This is a genomic window from Pseudoduganella sp. GW821-FHT11H04 (assembly GCF_058807935.1).
The window spans coordinates 344,556-361,479 of sequence record NZ_JBXARE010000006.1 but is presented as its reverse complement, the minus strand read 5'-3'; the positions used below and the strand labels follow the sequence as shown (position 1 = coordinate 361,479).

The following is a 16,924-nucleotide window of genomic DNA, read 5'->3' as shown; positions in this document are numbered from 1 at the left end:
CCGTGCATTTGATACAAATTCACCCAGTGCCTTACCTGGCCATCGCTGAGGCCATACTGATGAGCCAGTGTCTGGCTCCCGATATTTCCGTACGCATATCGCTGGACAACTTCCAGCTTGAATTCTGTCGTGTACTTTGCCAATGAAAAACCCCGAAAGTTGGTGTCCAACTTTCGGGGTTCAGTTCATCGGCTCCGCTTCTTTTTTTTGTCGCCAGCTTAGGCTCGTTTGTGGGACTTGCTGGACTTTTGGGCGACCTGCGTGGACTTCTTCTTCGATGTCCTGCCACTGCTTGCGACGCGGGTGGCTTTGTCTTTCTTGCCTGCTTTGCCGCGCGTGTGCGGGGCTGGCGGGACTTCTTCAACGCCGGTGCGCTTGGCATGCATTGCCGAAGGCAGTGCGTTGTCTTCCAGGTTGGCCAACATGAAGCGGTTCGGGTCGATGCGGGTGCCGTTCTCGTAGGCTTCCAGGTGCAGGTGCGGGCCGGTGGCGTGCCCAGTGGCGCCGGACAGGCCGATCAACTCGCCGGCGGTGACAGTGTCGCCTACGCTCACATTGCGTTTGTTCAGGTGCGCGTACAGCGAACGCAAGCCGCCTTCGTGTTCGATTACGACGACGTTGCCGTATTTGCGGTCTCCCAGGTAGCCCATGCCGGATGCGACCACGGTGCCGTCATTGGTTGCCATCACTGGGGTGTTGCGCGGTACGGAGAAGTCGATGCCGCCGTGTGCGCGGCGTCCGCGCGACGCGCCGAAGAAGCTGCTCACGCGGCCTCCTTCGAGCGGCAGGCGCCATTGCTGCGAGAGCGCGTCCTTTTCCTCTTGCTGCAACTGCTGCTGAGGTTGCGGCGTCGGGATGTCCATTGGCTCAGGCAGCGGCATCGGCTTCGCGGCAGCGGTCTGCGCGATGTTGGCGGCCGCCAGCACGGCCATTAGCAGGAAGTTATTGATCTTTGGCATAGCGGGCGAGTTTCGCACACACAGTGCTTTAAGGCAAATTCGTAAGTAACAGACAAGTTTTTCTTTCATCAGTTGAAATTCCTCTTGTAGTTAAGGCGCATCGTGGCGCCGCCACGGCTGGCAATGGCCGATTGGCGCCAGGCGCCGGTGGCGGGATCGTCGTAGCGGTAGGCGGTGCTGCGGTCGGGGTGCAGCACGTCGGTCAGGGCGAGTCGCCATTCCTGGCGGGGCGATTGCTTCCACGTGGCGCGCAGGTCGAGCTTGCGCTGGTAAGCAGCGATGGTGCTGGTGGTGGCTGAATCGCGGCTGGCGCCTCCAGCTTCATAGGAGTACTCGGCATCGAGCGTGAGCGCGGCGAGTTTGTAGCTCAGGGTAGCCATGCCGCTGATTGGCGTTTGATCTGCCAAGCGGTTGTCGGGGCCGGGCACGCTGTCGAGGCGGGAGTGGTTGAAGGTGACGTTGGTGTGGAGTGAAAGGGCCGGAGTCAGTGGCATGCGCAGTTCCAGCGTGGCGCCGAAGACGCGTGCGCCGCCAAGGTTGGCTGGCATGGCGACCCAGCGGCCGTTTTCGTTATGCAGCGAGACGAGGATGACGTTGTCGATGGAGCGCGCGTAGGCGCTGGCACTGAGCAAGCTGTCCTTGGCGAAGTAGTAATCGATGCCGGCGTCGAGACCCCTCGCCAGTTCCGGGCGCAGTGCCGGATTGCCCTGGGTGTCCGGGTTGGTCTGGCTGTTGTTGTTGTCGGAGGTGAAGCGGCGCGGAATCAGGTCGAGCATGTTCGGCGCTTTGTAGCTGCGGCTTGCACCCACGCGCAGCTGGCTGTCGCCGGGCAGCTTGCGCATCCATTCCAGTACCGGACTGAAGACGGTGCTGCGTTGGCGCACGGGGGCGGTGTTACGGTCCCAGGCTTCGGTGCTCATGGCTTCCCAGCGCATGCCGGCGGACCAAGAGTCGGCGCCTTGCTTCCATTCGTCTTGTGCGAAGGCGGCCAGGCGGTCGATGCGGCCATCGTAGCGGTCGTCCTTGAGGAAATTGAGCGCGCCGATGTAGTTGTATTCGTGTTCGATGCGGCTTTGCATGCGTTGCAGGGCGGAGCCGTCCCAGCCGGCGACGAGGGCGTGGCCGTTGCCGATTGGGTGGGAATATTTGCCGCCGTAGTTGAAGCCATGTTCGCGGATGTCGCCATCGACGTGGCGCAGCGTGGGGCCGGGACCTGCCAATGGCGAGCCGGTGAAATCGAAGTCGGTATTGCGCGGGGCTTTGTTGCCGCCCAGTTTGAGCTCCCATTGCGCGCCGCTGCTTAGCGTGCGTTGCCATGTCAGTTCGCTGCGCAGGAAGTAGCCGTGCATGTGGAAGCGGCTGCGTACGTCGGCGAAGTCGCCGGATCCGCCTTGCTGCACTTCTTCATGCGAGCGGTAGGCGATGTCGCGGCGGTTGATGGTCGCGATGGTTTGCAGCGAGAAGTTGTCGCCGTCGGCCGTGGTCCAGTTCAGGCGGGGGCTGAGGTTGAGGGATTCGCCGACGTTGTCTTCGTGTGAGCGTGTGGTGCGTTGCAGGCCGGGAGCACTTTCGGTGATGGTGCGATCGGCGGGCGTGCTGGTGCGCGATAGCACGGCGCTGACGTTGTGCGACCAGCCGTCTGCTTTGCCGGTGGATTGCGCGGTGAGGCGGGGTGACCAGGCGCCGTGCAGGGTGTCGAGGCCGAACTGTATTTCCTGAGTGCTGCGGCTGACGGATTTGCGCAGCACGATGTTAATGGTGCCGGCGATGCATTGTGTTCCCAGCACGGCGGATGCGGTGCGCAATACTTCGACGCGTTCGATCAGTTCGGGCGGGAGGCTGTCCAGCGAGAAGCCGTTGGGGGCGGGCTGGCCATTCAACAGCACTTGCGTGTAGCCGTTGCCCAGGCCGCGCATTCGTATGCCGGCGCTGTCGCTAATGGTGATGCCGGGCAGGCGGCGCAGGGCGTCGGCGAGGGTGCGGTCGCTATTGGCTGCGAGGTCTTCGCGTGTCAGGACGACGGTGCTGGCTGTGTCTTCCTTACGCTGGTCCAGCTTGGCGGTTTTGATTTCGACCACCTGTTGTGCGGATGCGGTTTGGCCTGCCAGCGCGGCGGCCAGCATGAATGCTGTTTTCTTCATTGCGTTTCCTTAGGGCGAGCGCCGCCACTGCCGAGCGGTGCGCGGCATGTGGTCAGGGGCGGCGGTGTGGATTAGCTGGAGCGGCTGGCTTTGAGGCGTTGCAGCGCGGTTTTGGTGGCGTTCGATTCCAGGTTGCCTAACAAGGCTTGTGGGTCGATGTTTTCGCCGTTTCGGGTGACTTCCATGTGCAGGTGGGGGCCGGTGGCTTTGCCGGAGGCGCCGCTGGTGCCGATTTGCTGGCCTGCAGTGACATGGTCGCCTTCTTTCACCTTGCGTTTGTCCATGTGGGCGTAGAGGGAGCGCAGGCCGTTGGGGTGTTCGATGGCGATGACTTCGCCCCATTTGTCTTCGCCCATGTAGCGGTTAGTGGAGGCGATGACTATGCCGTCTGCAGGGGCGACGATTGGGGTTCCTTTGGCCGTGGCGAAGTCCATGCCGTTGTGTTTGCGGCCGGTTGGGGCGTGCAGGATGCCGAAGAAGGCGCTGACACGCAGGCGGGCCATGGGGGCTTGCCAATGGGGCAGGGACGCGAAGTCCGGCAGCGGTTGCGCGGCGGTGACGGCGCCAGGCGTGGTGTCGATGCGCCAGGCGAAGGCGGGTTGCAGCAGGATGCTGGCGGCCAGCACGGCGGGGAGGGCGGCCCAGCCCAGTGCGCCGGTGACTGCGCGCGGCATGGCGGGAACGCCGTCGCGGATCATGTTGATGCGGGCGGCGACTGCGTCGACAACGCGTCCGCCGAAGGCGAGGGCGGTGGCGTGGTCGGGCGTTGCTTGCATGCGCATTTGCGCGACCAGTGCGGCGGCGTAGGCGCGGCGCTGTGCGGAGGGGCGGCCTTGCAGCACGGTGCGGTCGCAGCTTAGTTCCTGCGCCCATGCCATTTGGCGGCCGAGGCGCGCGACCATGGGGTTGAACCATTGCGCTGCTTGCAGGAGGAAGCTGGCGTACATCCACAGCGGGTCGCGGCGGGCGAGGTGGGTTAGTTCGTGTTCGATGACCAGGCGCTGTTGGGCGGGGTCGAAGTCTCGCAAGTGGCGTGGCAGGAGCAGGATGGGGTGCAGCAGGCCGACCAGCATTGGGGCAATGGGGGCCTCGATTTCTCGCACTTCCGGGAGCTTGCGGTGCAGGGTCGCGAAACCGGCGTGGGTGGTCAGGGCTTGCTTGTCCAGGCGCTGCGAGGCTGCGAGCAGGGAGTCCAGGCGTCGTTTGGCTAGCAGCCAGCGGGTAGCGCTGAAGGCTAAGCCTGCGCTGTAAAGGGCCAGCCAGGAGTAGCCTAGCCATAGCAGTGCTGGCGCTGGTTGGATTGGCGCGGCGTCGTGCTCGTCGAAGGACGCTTCATCGACATTGGCATCGATCGCGTGGGCGGAGGTGTCGGCGATGACCGCGCGCGGACTGGCGGCGGGCGAGAGCACTGCGGGCAGCTCGATGGAGGGGACGATGCTGAGGCGCGAAGAGGCGGGCAGCAGGCCGAGGGCCAGTGTCAGGGCGGCGGCAGTGGCGCCGAGCAGCCATGGCGTGCGGCGCGCTTCCAGGCCGGGCCAGGTGCGGGCGGCGGTGCGTAGCAGCAGCCAGGCGCCGGCGCCCGCCAGCAGGCTGGCAATGCTCGCCTGCAGGAATACCAGTGCGAACATCGCGTTACTCCTTATCTTCCGGCCATTCGCTGAGCAATTGCTCCAGCTCTTTCAGCTCGTGCTGGTTGACCAGCTTGGAGCCAGTGAACATGTTCACCGGCAGTGGAGCGCTCATTTCCATCACTCGGTGCGAAAAATCGTGTGCAAATTCGGCCAGCGTTTCAACCTTTTCGACCACTGGCGCGTATACGTTCATACCATGGGCCGAATGTTGGCTGATCATGCCTTTTTCCAGCATGCGTTCCAGGGTCTTGCGGGTGGACGAGAAGGACCAGGCCAGTTCTTCCTCCACGCGGTCATGGATTTCACGGGCGCTGAGCGGTTGCTGCTTCCACAGGGCTTTGAGCAGCGTCAATTCGGTAATCGATGGAATGGCCATTGGGAGCTCCTTGTGACGTATGACGGCATTGTGCGACAGGTGTCGCGCGAAGGCAAGGAGTTTATGTGACACGTGTCACATAATGTATCATTGAGTATATGAAGAAACTTGCAATCATTATCACAATACTTTCCGCCATTCTCGGCTGCAGCAGCAAGCGCCTGACCGAGGCGGAGGTGCGCACCGTGATGGGCGATATGGAAACCTCGGTCCAGCGCCACGACGCCGACCGCCTGATCGCCAATTTCGCGCCGAACGCCATGATCATGGTCTCGATGCCGGGCACCGGCGGCGGCTTGTCGCGCATGAGCGTGGGCGAGTACAAGACTATGCTGGAAGGGCTGTGGAAAGTGCAGCTGCAATCGACCTATGAGGTCAGCAACCGCGAAGTCGCGCTGTCCGCCAACGGTCACAGCGCCACGGCGCGCGATGTGGCCAAGGAAGTTGTGCTGCTGCCGGGTGAGCGCATGGAGTCGCTCAGCAAGCAGAAGGCGGAGATCGCGCTGGTGGATGGCGTGCCGCGCATTATTTCGCTGACCGCGGAAGTGGAATCGCTGGTCGCGACGCCGACCAGCAGGAATTAAACCTTCAGGAATTCTTCGCGGCCGCCGAGCCATCGTTCCAGGTGGGCTTCCACCGTGGCTTTGTTGGCGGGCGTTGCTTCGTGCAAAAGGGCGTGCGCGACGTCGCGCGCCTGGTCGACCAGCCAGCCGTCCGTTTCCAGGTCGGCGAAGCGCAGCATGGCCTGGCCGGATTGGCGCGAACCGAGGAATTCGCCGGGGCCGCGGATTTCCAGGTCGCGGCGCGCGATTTCAAAACCGTCCGTGGTTTCGCGCATGGTCATCAGGCGCTGCTTGGCCACTGGGCCAAGCGGGCTTTGATACAGCAGCAGGCAGACCGAAGCCGCCGAACCGCGACCCACACGGCCGCGCAGCTGGTGCAGCTGCGACAAGCCGAAGCGCTCGGCGTGTTCGATCACCATCAGCGAGGAGTTCGGCACGTCCACGCCGACCTCGATCACCGTCGTCGCCACAAGAACGTGGATGTCGCCGGCGGCGAATGCGTCCATCACTTCCGCTTTTTCGGCAGGCTTCAGGCGGCCGTGCACCAGACCGACGCGCAAGTCGGGCAAGGCGGCGGCCAGCGTTTCATAGGTCTCAGTCGCTGTCTGCAATTGCAGTGCTTCCGATTCCTCGATCAGCGGGCAGACCCAATAAGCTTGCCGGCCTTCCTGCGCGGCGGCATGCACGCGGGCGATCACTTCGTCGCGGCGGTTCTGGTCCACCACGGCGGTGACGATCGGCGTGCGGCCGGGCGGCAGCTCGTCGATCACCGATACTTCGAGATCGGCGTAGTAAGTCATGGCCAGCGTGCGCGGGATCGGCGTGGCGGACATCATCAGCTGGTGCGGCACGTTGTCGCCATTACCTTTGTTGCGCAAGGTCAGGCGCTGGCCGACGCCGAAGCGGTGTTGTTCGTCCACGATCACCAGGCCCAGTTTCGCAAACTGCACGGCGTCCTGGATGATGGCGTGGGTGCCGATCACCAGTTGCGCTTCGCCCGATTCCACCAGCGCATACGCTGCTTCCTTCTCTTTCTTTTTCAGGCTGCCGGTCAGCCATGCGACCTTTACTCCCAGCGGTTCCAGCCACGCCGCAATCTTGCGGAAATGCTGGTCGGCCAGGATCTCGGTCGGCGCCATCAGCGCGGCCTGGTAGCCGCTGTCGATGGCTTGCGCCGCCGCCAGTGCGGCCACGATGGTCTTGCCGCTGCCTACATCGCCTTGCAGCAGGCGCTGCATCGGGTAGGGCTGCTTGATGTCTTCGCGAATTTCCTTCAGCACGCGCTGCTGGGCCTTGGTCAGCTTGAACGGCAGCGAGGCTTCGAAGGCGGACGACAGGGTGCCCACTTTAGCCAGCTTTGCGGCGCCTTTGGCACGGCGTGCGCGCTGCGCCCGTTTAAGGGACAGCTGCTGCGCCAGCAGCTCGTCGAACTTCACGCGCGTCCACGCTGGGTGGGTGCGGTCGATCAGCGCGTTCTCGTCGATTTGCGGCGGCGGATAGTGCAGGGTGCGCACGGCCGTTTCAAGCGGATGCAGGCGCAGGGTCTTGAGCACTTCCGGCGGCAAGGTGTCGGTCCAGTCCACGCGCTTCATCGCATCGGCAATTGCGCGGCGCAGCACCAGCTGGGACAGGCCTTCGCCGGAAGGGTAGACCGGGGTGAGGGCCGTCGGCAGCGGCGCGCCTTCGTTCACGATCTTGTAGGCCGGGTGCACCATCTCGGCGCCGAAGAAGCCGTGGCGCACTTCGCCGCGCGCCCGCATGCGGGTGCCCTCGGCCAGCTGCTTGACCTGGCTGCCGTAGAAATTCATGAAGCGCAGCTGGATATCGCCCGTTTCGTCGGCGATATGCACCAGCAACTGGCGGCGCGGCTTGTAGGCGATTTCGTTGGACGTGACCACGCCCTCCACCTGCGACACCTCGCCGCCGCGCATGCAGGCTTCACGGATGGTCAGGACCTCCGTCTCATCCTCATAGCGCATCGGGAGATGCAGCACCAGGTCCATATCCGTGCGCAGGCCAAGCTTGGCAAGCTTGCTCTCGGCGGTGGCGGCTGGTTTTTTGGCTGCGGCAGGCTTCTTGTGCTTCGTTTCCGGCATTTTTGCGTGATTTTTGGGCAGATAAAGTAAAATAGAGGGTTGCCCAACAGTTTTAGTAGTCCGTCAATGTACTCGCTATCCGATTTCGATTTTAACTTGCCGCCAGAGCGAATTGCGCAATTTCCTCTTCCGGACCGCAGCGCATCGCGCCTCCTGCACGTGGACGGCAAGACTTTGCACGACCGCCAGTTCACCGACATCGTCGACCAGCTGCAGGCCGGCGACCTGCTGGTGATGAACAATACCCGCGTGCTGAAGGCCCGTTTCTTCGGCGTGAAGGACAGCGGCGGCAAGGTCGAAGCCCTGGTGGAGCGCGTGCTGGATACCCGCACCGTGCTGGCCCAGGTGCGCGCTTCGAAGTCGCCCGGTCCCGGCGTAAAGATCCGCCTGGCCGACGCCTTCGACGTAACTGTGGGCGAGCGCGCCGGCGAATTCTATACCCTGCACTTCGATGCCGACGTGTTCGACCTGATCGAGCAATACGGCCGCCTGCCGCTGCCGCCATACATCGAGCACGCGCCGGGCGAAGTGGACGAAACCCGCTACCAGACGGTGTTCAACAAGGTGCCTGGCGCCGTGGCTGCGCCAACCGCTGGCCTGCACTTCGATGAAGCGCTGCTGCAAAAGCTGAAGGACAAGGGCGTGAAGTTTGCCTATGTGACCCTGCACGTGGGCGCAGGCACCTTCCAGCCCGTGCGCACCGAGAACCTGGCCGAACATAAGATGCACACCGAGTGGTACACCATGCCGCAGGAGACCGTGGATGCCGTGGCCGAAGCACGCGCCGCCGGCCGCGACGTGGTGGCGGTTGGCACGACCTCCCTGCGCGCACTGGAATCGGCCTCGCAAAGCGGCAAGCTGGAAGCCGGCAGCGGCGACACCAACCTGTTCATCACCCCGGGCTACAAATTCAAGACGGTGACCCGCCTTGTCACCAATTTCCACCTGCCGAAATCGACCCTGCTGATGCTGGTCAGCGCTTTCGCAGGCTTTACCGAGATCCGCCACGCTTACCAGCACGCGATCGCGAACGAATACCGCTTCTTCAGCTATGGCGACGCCATGCTGCTGACGACGCCTAATAGAGCATAAGGAATACCGATGCTGGAATTTAAACTGATTAAAAAAGACACCACCGGCAAGACCCACGCCCGCCGCGGCACGGTCAAGCTCAATCACGGTGAGGTGCAGACCCCGATCTTCATGCCGGTTGGTACCTACGGCTCCGTCAAGGCCATGTCGCCGCTGGAGCTGAAGGAAATCGGCGCCCAGATCATCCTGGGCAATACTTTCCACCTGTGGCTGCGCCCTGGTAACGACGTGATGTCCAAGTTCGGCGGCCTGCACGGCTTCATGGGCTGGGACAAGCCTATCCTGACCGACTCCGGCGGCTTCCAGGTGTTCTCGCTGGGCGAAATGCGCAAGATCACCGAGGAAGGCGTGACCTTCAACTCGCCGATCAACGGCGACAAGCTGTTCCTGTCCCCTGAAATCTCGATGCAGATCCAGCGCGTGCTGAATTCGGACATCGTGATGCAGTTCGACGAATGCACCCCGTACGAAATCGACGGCCGTCCGGCCACGCTGGAAGAAGCCGCCAAGTCGATGCGCATGTCCCTGCGCTGGGCGCAGCGCTCGATGAACGAGTTCAAGGCCGGCGAAAACCCGAACGCGCTGTTCGGCATCGTCCAGGGCGGCATGTACGAAAACCTGCGCGACGAGTCGCTGGAAGGCCTGGAAAAGATCAATTTCCCGGGCCTGGCAATCGGCGGCCTGTCGGTCGGCGAGCCAAAAGAAGACATGATGCGCATCCTGGCCCACGTCGGCCCGCGCCTGCCGGAGAACAAGCCGCACTACCTGATGGGCGTCGGCACCCCGGAAGACCTGGTGAACGGCGTGGCCAACGGGGTCGACATGTTCGACTGCGTGATGCCGACCCGGAATGCCCGTAACGGCTGGATCTTCACCCGCTTCGGCGACGTCAAGATCAAGAATGCGCGTTATAAGGATGATAAGGAACCGCTGGACGCAAGCTGCTCCTGCTACACCTGCCGCAACTTCAGCCGCGCCTACCTGCACCACCTGCACCGTGCGCAGGAGATCCTGGGGGCCCGCCTGAACACCATCCACAACCTGCATTACTACCTCGACATCATGCAGCAGATGCGCGATGCCCTGGATGCAGACCGCTTCCCGGACTGGGTGCAACAATTCCACGCAGATCGTGCGCGTGGTATTTAAATCCTGACAACCCGCCTATATATAGGTGGGCAGCAGTGGCGGTGCTAGAATACACCGCCTGATTTTTTAACAAACCCGTTTTTAACTAGAACAACTGGAGTCAACGTGTTCATTTCCAACGCATATGCCCAATCCGCAGCCGCCGACGCCGGCATGATGGGCAACCTGACCACCTTCGCACCACTCGTACTGATGTTCGTGGTGATGTACTTCCTGATGATTCGCCCGCAGCAAAAGCGTGCGAAAGAGCAGAAAGCCATGATGGAAGCCCTGGCAAAGGGCGACGAAGTGGTCACCATCGGCGGCGTCCTGGGCAAAGTGTCCAAGGTGACCGACCAGCACGTGACCATCGAAGTGGGCAACACCGAGATGATCGTGCAGAAGCACGCCATTTCCTCCCAGCTGCCGAAGGGCACCCTGAAGAGCCTGTGATAACCGGCGCAGGCGGCGATTTCGCCGCCTGTTTTGTTATTGCCTGAACGCTGAAGACTATGAATCGTTATCCAATCTGGAAATACATCCTTATCGTCGTGGTGGTGCTGTTGGGCGCCCTGTACACGGCGCCTAACTACTTCGGCGAATCGCCTGCACTGCAGGTCACCAGCGGCAAGTCCACCGTCAAGGTGAACGCGGCCCTGGCCACACAGGTGGAATCCCTGCTGAAGCAAGCCAACATCAAGACCGACGGCGTAGCGCTGGACGGCTCGGGCCTGCACGCATCCGTGCGCGCCCGCTTTGCCGATACCGACAGCCAGTTCAAGGGCCGCCTGGCACTTGAAAAAGGCCTGAACGCCGACCCGAACGACCCTACCTATATCGTCACCGTCAACCTGGTGTCCAATACGCCGGGCTGGATGCGCGCTGTCGGCGCACTGCCGATGTACCTGGGCCTGGACTTGCGCGGCGGCGTGCACTTCCTGATGCAGGTGGACACCCAGGCAGCGCTGACCAAGCGTATGCAGGGCACGCAAGCGGCCATCAAGTCCCAGCTGCGCGACAAGAACGTGCGCGCTGTCGTTGACCGTTCGGGCAATACCGTTGTGATCAAATTCCGCGACGACGCGAGCCGTCAGCAAGGCAAGGCCATCATCATCGACCAGCAGCCAGACCTGAACATCGCGGAAACCGCTGAAGGCGACGAGTTGCGCCTGGTGGCCACCCTGAAGCCGGCCGCCCTGAAAGCGACCCTGGACAACGGCGTGCAACAGAACATCGCGACCCTGAGCAAGCGTGTGAATGAACTGGGCGTGAGCGAGCCGGTAATCCAGCAGCAGGGCCCTGACCGTATCGTGGTGCAGCTGCCGGGTGTGCAGGATGCCGCGCGAGCCAAGGACATCATCGGCCGTACCGCGACCCTGGAAATCCGCATGGTTGACGAGACCGTGACCCCGGGCACCGAACTGACCGCTTCGATCCCTTACAACTCCGAGCTGTTCACCGTCGGTAAGGGCGTGCCTGTCGTGCTGTACAAAGACGTGGTGCTGACCGGCGATTACATCTCCAGCGCTACCGCTACTTTCGACCAGGATCAGCGTCCTGCGGTCGGCATTGAACTGAACGGCGACGGCGGCCGCAAGATGCGCGACGCAACCCGCGACCGCGTCGGCAAGAAGATGTCCATCGTGCTGTTCGAGAAGAAGAAGGCGGAAGTGCTGTCGGTGGCGACCATCCAGCAGGAGCTGGGCGGCCGCTTCAACATCACCGGTATGGGCTCAATGGAAAACTCGGCCGAACTGGCGCTGCTGCTGCGCGCCGGCGCGCTGTATGCTCCGATGGAAGTGATCGAACAGCGTACCGTCGGTCCTGCACTGGGCGCTGAAAACATTGCCAAAGGCTTCCACGCCACGATGTACGGCTTTGCCGCGATTGCCGTGTTCATGATCATCTACTACATGATGTTCGGTGGTTTCAGCGTGCTGGCCCTGGCCATCAACCTGCTGCTGCTGATCGCTGTCCTGTCGAAACTGCAGGCGACCCTGACCCTGCCGGGTATCGCGGCTATCGCGCTGGCGCTGGGTATGGCGATTGACTCCAACGTGCTGATTAACGAACGTATCCGCGAAGAGCTGCGTAATGGCGCCAACCCGCAGTCGGCGATTTCCGCCGGTTTCGAGCACGCCTGGCACACCATCCTGGACTCGAACGTGACCACCCTGATCGTGGGTATCGCGCTGCTGGTGTTCGGTTCCGGTCCGGTGCGCGGCTTCGCTGTGGTGCACAGCCTGGGTATCCTGACCTCGATGTTCTCCGCAGTCTTCGTTTCGCGCGGCGTGGTGAACCTGTGGTACGGCCGTAAGAAGAAACTGCAGTCGCTGTCGATCGGCACTGTCTGGAAACCAGCGAACTAAGGAATAGAGATGGAATTTTTCCGCATCCATAAAGACATCCCGTTCATGCGCCATGCGTTGGTCTTCAACGTGATTTCGGCGCTGACCTTCGTGGCGGCCGTGTTCTTCCTGGTCACCAACCATCTGAAGTTCTCGGTGGAGTTCACCGGCGGCACCGTGATGGAAGTGAAGTATCCGCAAGCGGCGAACCTGGAAGGCGTGCGTAATACGCTGACCGCGCTGGGCTACCACCCTGAAGTGTCGAGCATCGACACCGCCCGCGACGCCATGATCCGCTTGCCTAATGAGAAGGGCGCTTCCGCTGCCAACACCGCAGCCAAAGTGTTCGGAGAGCTGTGCAAGGCTGAGCAAGGTAACGTGACCCAGGTCGACAAGGTGACCGAGAAGGGCGCCCACGAGCAGAAGAGCGCCTGTATGCACGCCGACGGCTCCGAAGGCGTCTCGCTGCAGAAGGTTGAATTCGTCGGCCCGCAGGTCGGCGAAGAACTGGCGACCAACGGCCTGAACGCCCTGATCATGGTGGTGGTCGGCGTGATGATCTACCTGGCTGTCCGCTTCGAATGGAAATTCGCAGTGGCGGCGATCATCGCCAACTTGCATGACGTGGTGATCATCCTGGGCTTCTTCGCCTTCTTCCAGTGGGAATTCTCGCTGACCGTCCTGGCGGCCGTGCTGGCTGTGCTGGGTTACTCGGTCAACGAATCGGTGGTTATTTTCGACCGAATCCGTGAGAACTTCCGCAAGCAGCGCAAGATGACCGTGCATGAAGTGATCGACAACGCGATCACCTCCACCATCTCGCGTACCATCATCACCCACGGCTGTACCCAGATGATGGTGCTGTCGATGCTGTTCCTGGGCGGCCCGACCCTGCACTACTTCGCAGTGGCGTTGACCATCGGTATCTGCTTCGGTATTTACTCCTCCGTGTTCGTGGCAGCAGCCGTGGCCATGTGGCTGGGCGTGAAGCGCGAAGACCTGATCAAGCCGATCAAGGAAAAAGACGAAACCGACGGCGCAGTCGTTTAATCGACGCACTCCGTAAAAAAGGCAGCCAACCGGCTGCCTTTTTTTATGCGCTTTCGCGTGTCACAAGCGTGAAACCAAGGTCGATGCGCGTCGCCGGGATCTCGTTGCCGCGGATGCTGGCCAACAGCAGGTTGGCCGCTTCGAAGCCGGTCTGGTAGCGCGGCGTGCCGACGGTGGTCACCGATGGTTTCATCCACGCGGAGGCGGGGAGGTCGTTGAAACCGCAGATCGCCAGCTGTTCGGGCACCTTGATGCCGCGCCGCTGGCACTGGAAGATGGCGCCGTGCGCCAAGTCATCGTTACAGCAGAAGATCGCGTCCAGCCCCGGCATATTGGACAGCATGCGCCCCAGCAGCTCGGCGCCCAGCGCAATGGTGGACGGATCGGGGCACATCAGCTCCAGCGCAGGGTCGGACAAGCCTGCCTCCTCCATCGCCCGGCGGTAGCCATCACCGCGTTTCAGCGTACGTTCGTCGAGCTGGGCGGCCATATAGCCGATGCGCTTGCGACCCTTGTCGATCAGGTAGCGCGTCATGGTGTATCCCGCGTCTTCCTGCGAGAAGCCGACCGACATCGCGCCCGGCTCCGACGACAGGTCCATCATCGACACCACCGGCACGCGCGACGTGGCCAGCATCTGCTGCACGCGCGGGCTGTGGGTCAGGCCGCTCAGCAGGATGCCGTCCGGGTTCGACTGCATGTAAGTTGCCAGCAGCTTTTCCTCTTCCGCATCGGAATAGCGCGTATTGCCGATCAGGATCTGGTAATTGCAGGGATCGAGCGCATCCTGGATGCCGGCCAGCACCGCCGTGAACACCGCGTTCGACAGCGAAGGCACCAGGACCACGATCACCTTCGATTGCGCCGAAGCCAGGGCGCGCGCCGCCCGGTTGGGCACATAGCCCAGCTCCAGCACCGCCTTGTCCACCCGTTCGCGCAGCAGGGCGGAGACCAGCTCCGGTTGATTAATGGCGCGCGACGCCGTCATGGGCGCCACGCCTGCGTGGGCGGCGACATCGGACAAGGTGACCTTGCCAAGTGCGCGGCTTTTGGTAGTTGGACTCTTGCTCATCCGTCGATTATATCTATGTTAAGCTGCACGCCTCGTAAATTGGGGAGCAGCAATGAGCCGTACCGGCCGCCTGTTCCAGCTGATGGATGCCATGCGCGGCAACCGACGTCCCGTCACCGCAGCAGCGCTGGCCGCACAGCTGGGTGTATCCGAACGCACGATTTATCGCGACATGCAAACCCTGGCCGAACTCGGCGCACCGGTTGAAGGTTCGGCCGGCCTGGGCTACCTGCTGCGCAGCGGCTTCTTCCTGCCGCCGCTAATGTTCGACGTCGACGAGCTGGAAGCGCTGGTGCTCGGCGCGCGCTGGGTGCGCCGGCAAGGCGATCCGGCCCTCGCGCAAGCTGCCGCCAATGCGCTCGCCAAGATCGCCACCGCTACTCCCAAGGACTTGCGCGACGATATGGCCGACACCAGCCTGTGGGTGCCACTGGTGAGTGACACGCCCGAGCACGACGAGTTCGTGCAGCCCACGCGGGAAGCGATCCGCCGCCAGCACAAAATGCGCATCCATTACAACGACGAAAGCGGCATCACCTCCGAGCGCACCGTGTGGCCGTTCGCGCTGGCCTTCTATGGCGGGCGGCGCCTGCTCGCCGCCTGGTGCGAGATGCGCAAGGCCAACCGTCACTTCCGCATCGACCGCATCACGCAGGTCGATGCACTTGCAGAACGCTATCCAAAACCCCGTCACGAATTGCTGAAAACCTGGCGCGAAGAAAACGCCATTGTTGAAGACTCCTGACAGAAACTGTCAGGGGCCTTGGTTACGATGGACGCATTCGATCAATCCAACAAGGAGTTAAGCGATGCGCCTCTATCACAACCCACTCTCCTCTAACGCCCGCCGTGTATTGCTGGTTGCAAGCCAGCTCGGCATCAAGCTCGACGAGCAACTGATCGACTTCGCCAGCGAAGCCGACCGCAAGCGCCTGGAAGAAGTGAACATCTGCGGCAAGGTGCCTGCGCTGGAAGACGATGGCCTGCAGTTGTGGGAATCCTGCGCGATCATGCAATACCTGGCCGACAAAGCCGGCGCGGAAGACCTCTACCCACGCGGCCTGAAAGAGCGCGCCGACATCAACCGCTGGATGTTCTTCGGCGCACAGCATTTCGCACCAGCCATCGGCATCCTGACCTGGGAATACCTGTGGAAGAAACTGGTCACCGGCGAAGGCCCTGATCCGGTCGAAATCGCAAAAGGCGAGCGCTACGTGCACGAGCATTCCGCCGTGCTCGACAAACACCTGGCCACCCGTCAATGGCTGAGCGGCGACAAGCTGACGCTGGCCGACTTCGCCGTTGCTGCGCCGCTGATGTACCTGGGCCGCGCCAAGGTTCCGGTCGAGCAATACGCGCATATGCTGGCCTGGTTCGAACGCATCCAGCAGCTGCCGGCATGGAAGAACACGGAAACGCCTTGGCCTTTTTAATGCATGTGTGAAGTGACGCACAGAGGGTGGCCGGTCCAAATCATAAGATGGAATCGTCTCTTTCAGGACATCCCTAGTTTTGGACTTGGCCCACTCTCCGGAGTGGGCGTTTTTTTTCTGAGAGAGACATCATGCAATCCATCCCAGTACTCGATTCAAGCATCGCCTATCGCGAACTCGGCGAGCGCGGCTCGCACGCAGTGATTTTCTTGCACGGCAACCCAACACACTCCTTTATCTGGCGCGACATCATGCCGCATGTGGCCGACAAGGCCTGGTGTCTGGCGCCCGACCTGATCGGCTTCGGCGCATCCGGCAAGCCCGATATTGAATACAGCTTCCTTGAACACGCCGCCTACCTGGAAGGCTTCCTCCAAAAAATGGAAGTCGAACAGTTCACGCTGGTAGGCCAGGACTGGGGCGGCGCGCTGGCCATCCACCTGGCAGCACGCTACCCGATAAAGGTACGCGGCCTAGCGCTGATGGAATTCGTACGCCCCAGCCCGACGTGGGAAGATTTCCACCCGCTCGAACAAGCACGCGAACGCTTCAAGCTGATGCGCGGCCCCGGCACCGGCGAAGACTTCGTGCTGCAGCAGAACGCCTTCATCGAACAGATGCTGCCCAAAGGCTCGCTGCGTCCGCTGACTGTGGAAGAAATGGACGCCTACCGCGCACCATTCCCAACACCGGAATCGCGCAAGCCCATGTTGGCCTTCCCTCGCATGATGCCGATCGCCGGCGAACCTTCCGACGTCTACCAGCTGATTGAGCGCAACGAAGCGATCATGGCCACAGCCCAGTATCCCAAGCTGATCCTGTTTAGTCCAAACGGCGTACTGACTCCACGCGCCGTCGCCGACCGCTACGCCGCGAAGCTCACAAATTGCAAGCTGGTTGAACTCGGCGAAGGCACACACAACATACAGGAAGACCACCCCCACACCATCGGCCGCTCCATCGCCGCATGGCTTCCTTGATTAAAGTCGGGGTCAGGTCGAGCAAATGGACAAATGCTCCGCATTTGTCCATTTG

The 16,924-nt window shown here is 62.1% G+C and carries 16 protein-coding genes; 9 read left to right on the top strand and 7 right to left on the bottom strand.

The window, feature by feature from the left end:
- The 5 genes from AC1RTP_RS16475 to AC1RTP_RS16455 all read right to left on the bottom strand — a co-directional run.
- A partial coding sequence (locus tag AC1RTP_RS16475; protein WP_498608714.1) for a transposase occupies nt 1-143 on the bottom strand: 143 nt, incomplete at its 3' end.
- A gap of 75 nt (nt 144-218) precedes the next feature.
- The gene (locus tag AC1RTP_RS16470) at nt 219-959 is read right to left on the bottom strand and encodes a M23 family metallopeptidase (RefSeq protein WP_498608707.1); all 741 of its coding nucleotides are present in this window, start codon (nt 957-959) and stop codon (nt 219-221) included.
- Nucleotides 960-1,027: 68 nt separating this feature from the next.
- Nucleotides 1,028-3,100, bottom strand: coding sequence for a TonB-dependent receptor plug domain-containing protein (locus AC1RTP_RS16465; RefSeq protein WP_498608706.1), 2,073 nt, complete (start codon nt 3,098-3,100; stop codon nt 1,028-1,030).
- A 71-nt stretch (nt 3,101-3,171) separates the two neighbouring features.
- On the bottom strand, nt 3,172-4,728 hold the full coding sequence (locus tag AC1RTP_RS16460; protein ID WP_498608705.1) for a peptidoglycan DD-metalloendopeptidase family protein: 1,557 nt from the start codon (nt 4,726-4,728) through the stop codon (nt 3,172-3,174).
- 4 nt (nt 4,729-4,732) lie between these two features.
- Nucleotides 4,733-5,107, bottom strand: coding sequence for a BlaI/MecI/CopY family transcriptional regulator (locus AC1RTP_RS16455; protein WP_155455261.1), 375 nt, complete (start codon nt 5,105-5,107; stop codon nt 4,733-4,735).
- 98 nt (nt 5,108-5,205) lie between these two features.
- Here AC1RTP_RS16455 and AC1RTP_RS16450 point away from each other — a divergent pair, with 98 nt between their 5' ends.
- Nucleotides 5,206-5,691 carry a Cif family virulence factor gene (locus tag AC1RTP_RS16450; RefSeq protein ID WP_498608704.1) on the top strand — a complete coding sequence of 162 codons (486 nt, stop codon included), beginning with the start codon at nt 5,206-5,208 and terminating at the stop codon, nt 5,689-5,691.
- On the opposite strand, the gene recG is transcribed toward AC1RTP_RS16450, so the two are convergent.
- Entirely contained in the window at nt 5,688-7,766 is a 2,079-nt protein-coding gene (gene recG, locus AC1RTP_RS16445; protein WP_498608703.1) for an ATP-dependent DNA helicase RecG, read from the bottom strand. The genes AC1RTP_RS16450 and recG overlap by 4 nt on opposite strands.
- A gap of 66 nt (nt 7,767-7,832) precedes the next feature.
- On the opposite strand from recG, the gene queA reads away from it, so the two are divergent.
- The 5 genes from queA (at nt 7,833) to secF (ending at nt 13,384) form a co-directional block, all read left to right on the top strand.
- Nucleotides 7,833-8,858, top strand: a complete 1,026-nt coding sequence (queA, locus tag AC1RTP_RS16440; RefSeq protein ID WP_498608702.1) for a tRNA preQ1(34) S-adenosylmethionine ribosyltransferase-isomerase QueA — start codon at nt 7,833-7,835, stop codon at nt 8,856-8,858.
- Between the two features lie 9 nt (nt 8,859-8,867).
- Nucleotides 8,868-10,007, top strand: coding sequence for a tRNA guanosine(34) transglycosylase Tgt (gene tgt / locus AC1RTP_RS16435; RefSeq protein WP_498608701.1), 1,140 nt, complete (start codon nt 8,868-8,870; stop codon nt 10,005-10,007).
- Between the two features lie 105 nt (nt 10,008-10,112).
- Complete coding sequence (gene yajC, locus AC1RTP_RS16430; protein ID WP_498608700.1) at nt 10,113-10,439, top strand: preprotein translocase subunit YajC; 327 nt, start codon at nt 10,113-10,115, stop codon at nt 10,437-10,439.
- Nucleotides 10,440-10,498: 59 nt separating this feature from the next.
- Entirely contained in the window at nt 10,499-12,355 is a 1,857-nt protein-coding gene (secD, locus tag AC1RTP_RS16425; protein WP_498608699.1) for a protein translocase subunit SecD, read from the top strand.
- A 9-nt stretch (nt 12,356-12,364) separates the two neighbouring features.
- On the top strand, nt 12,365-13,384 hold the full coding sequence (secF, locus tag AC1RTP_RS16420; RefSeq protein WP_498608698.1) for a protein translocase subunit SecF: 1,020 nt from the start codon (nt 12,365-12,367) through the stop codon (nt 13,382-13,384).
- Nucleotides 13,385-13,427: 43 nt separating this feature from the next.
- Here secF and gntR read toward each other — a convergent pair whose 3' ends face one another.
- Nucleotides 13,428-14,456, bottom strand: coding sequence for an HTH-type transcriptional regulator GntR (gene gntR, locus AC1RTP_RS16415; protein ID WP_498608697.1), 1,029 nt, complete (start codon nt 14,454-14,456; stop codon nt 13,428-13,430).
- Nucleotides 14,457-14,508: 52 nt separating this feature from the next.
- On the opposite strand from gntR, the gene AC1RTP_RS16410 reads away from it, so the two are divergent.
- From AC1RTP_RS16410 to AC1RTP_RS16400, 3 genes are all read left to right on the top strand, one after another.
- Nucleotides 14,509-15,201 (top strand): helix-turn-helix transcriptional regulator, encoded by a 693-nt coding sequence (locus AC1RTP_RS16410; protein ID WP_498608696.1) that lies wholly within the window; start codon nt 14,509-14,511, stop codon nt 15,199-15,201.
- 64 nt (nt 15,202-15,265) lie between these two features.
- Nucleotides 15,266-15,889: a glutathione S-transferase family protein gene (locus tag AC1RTP_RS16405; protein WP_498608695.1), complete on the top strand. Its 624-nt coding sequence runs from the start codon at nt 15,266-15,268 to the stop codon at nt 15,887-15,889.
- A gap of 131 nt (nt 15,890-16,020) precedes the next feature.
- Nucleotides 16,021-16,869, top strand: coding sequence for a haloalkane dehalogenase (locus AC1RTP_RS16400; RefSeq protein WP_498608694.1), 849 nt, complete (start codon nt 16,021-16,023; stop codon nt 16,867-16,869).
- Nucleotides 16,870-16,924: the final 55 nt, after the last annotated feature.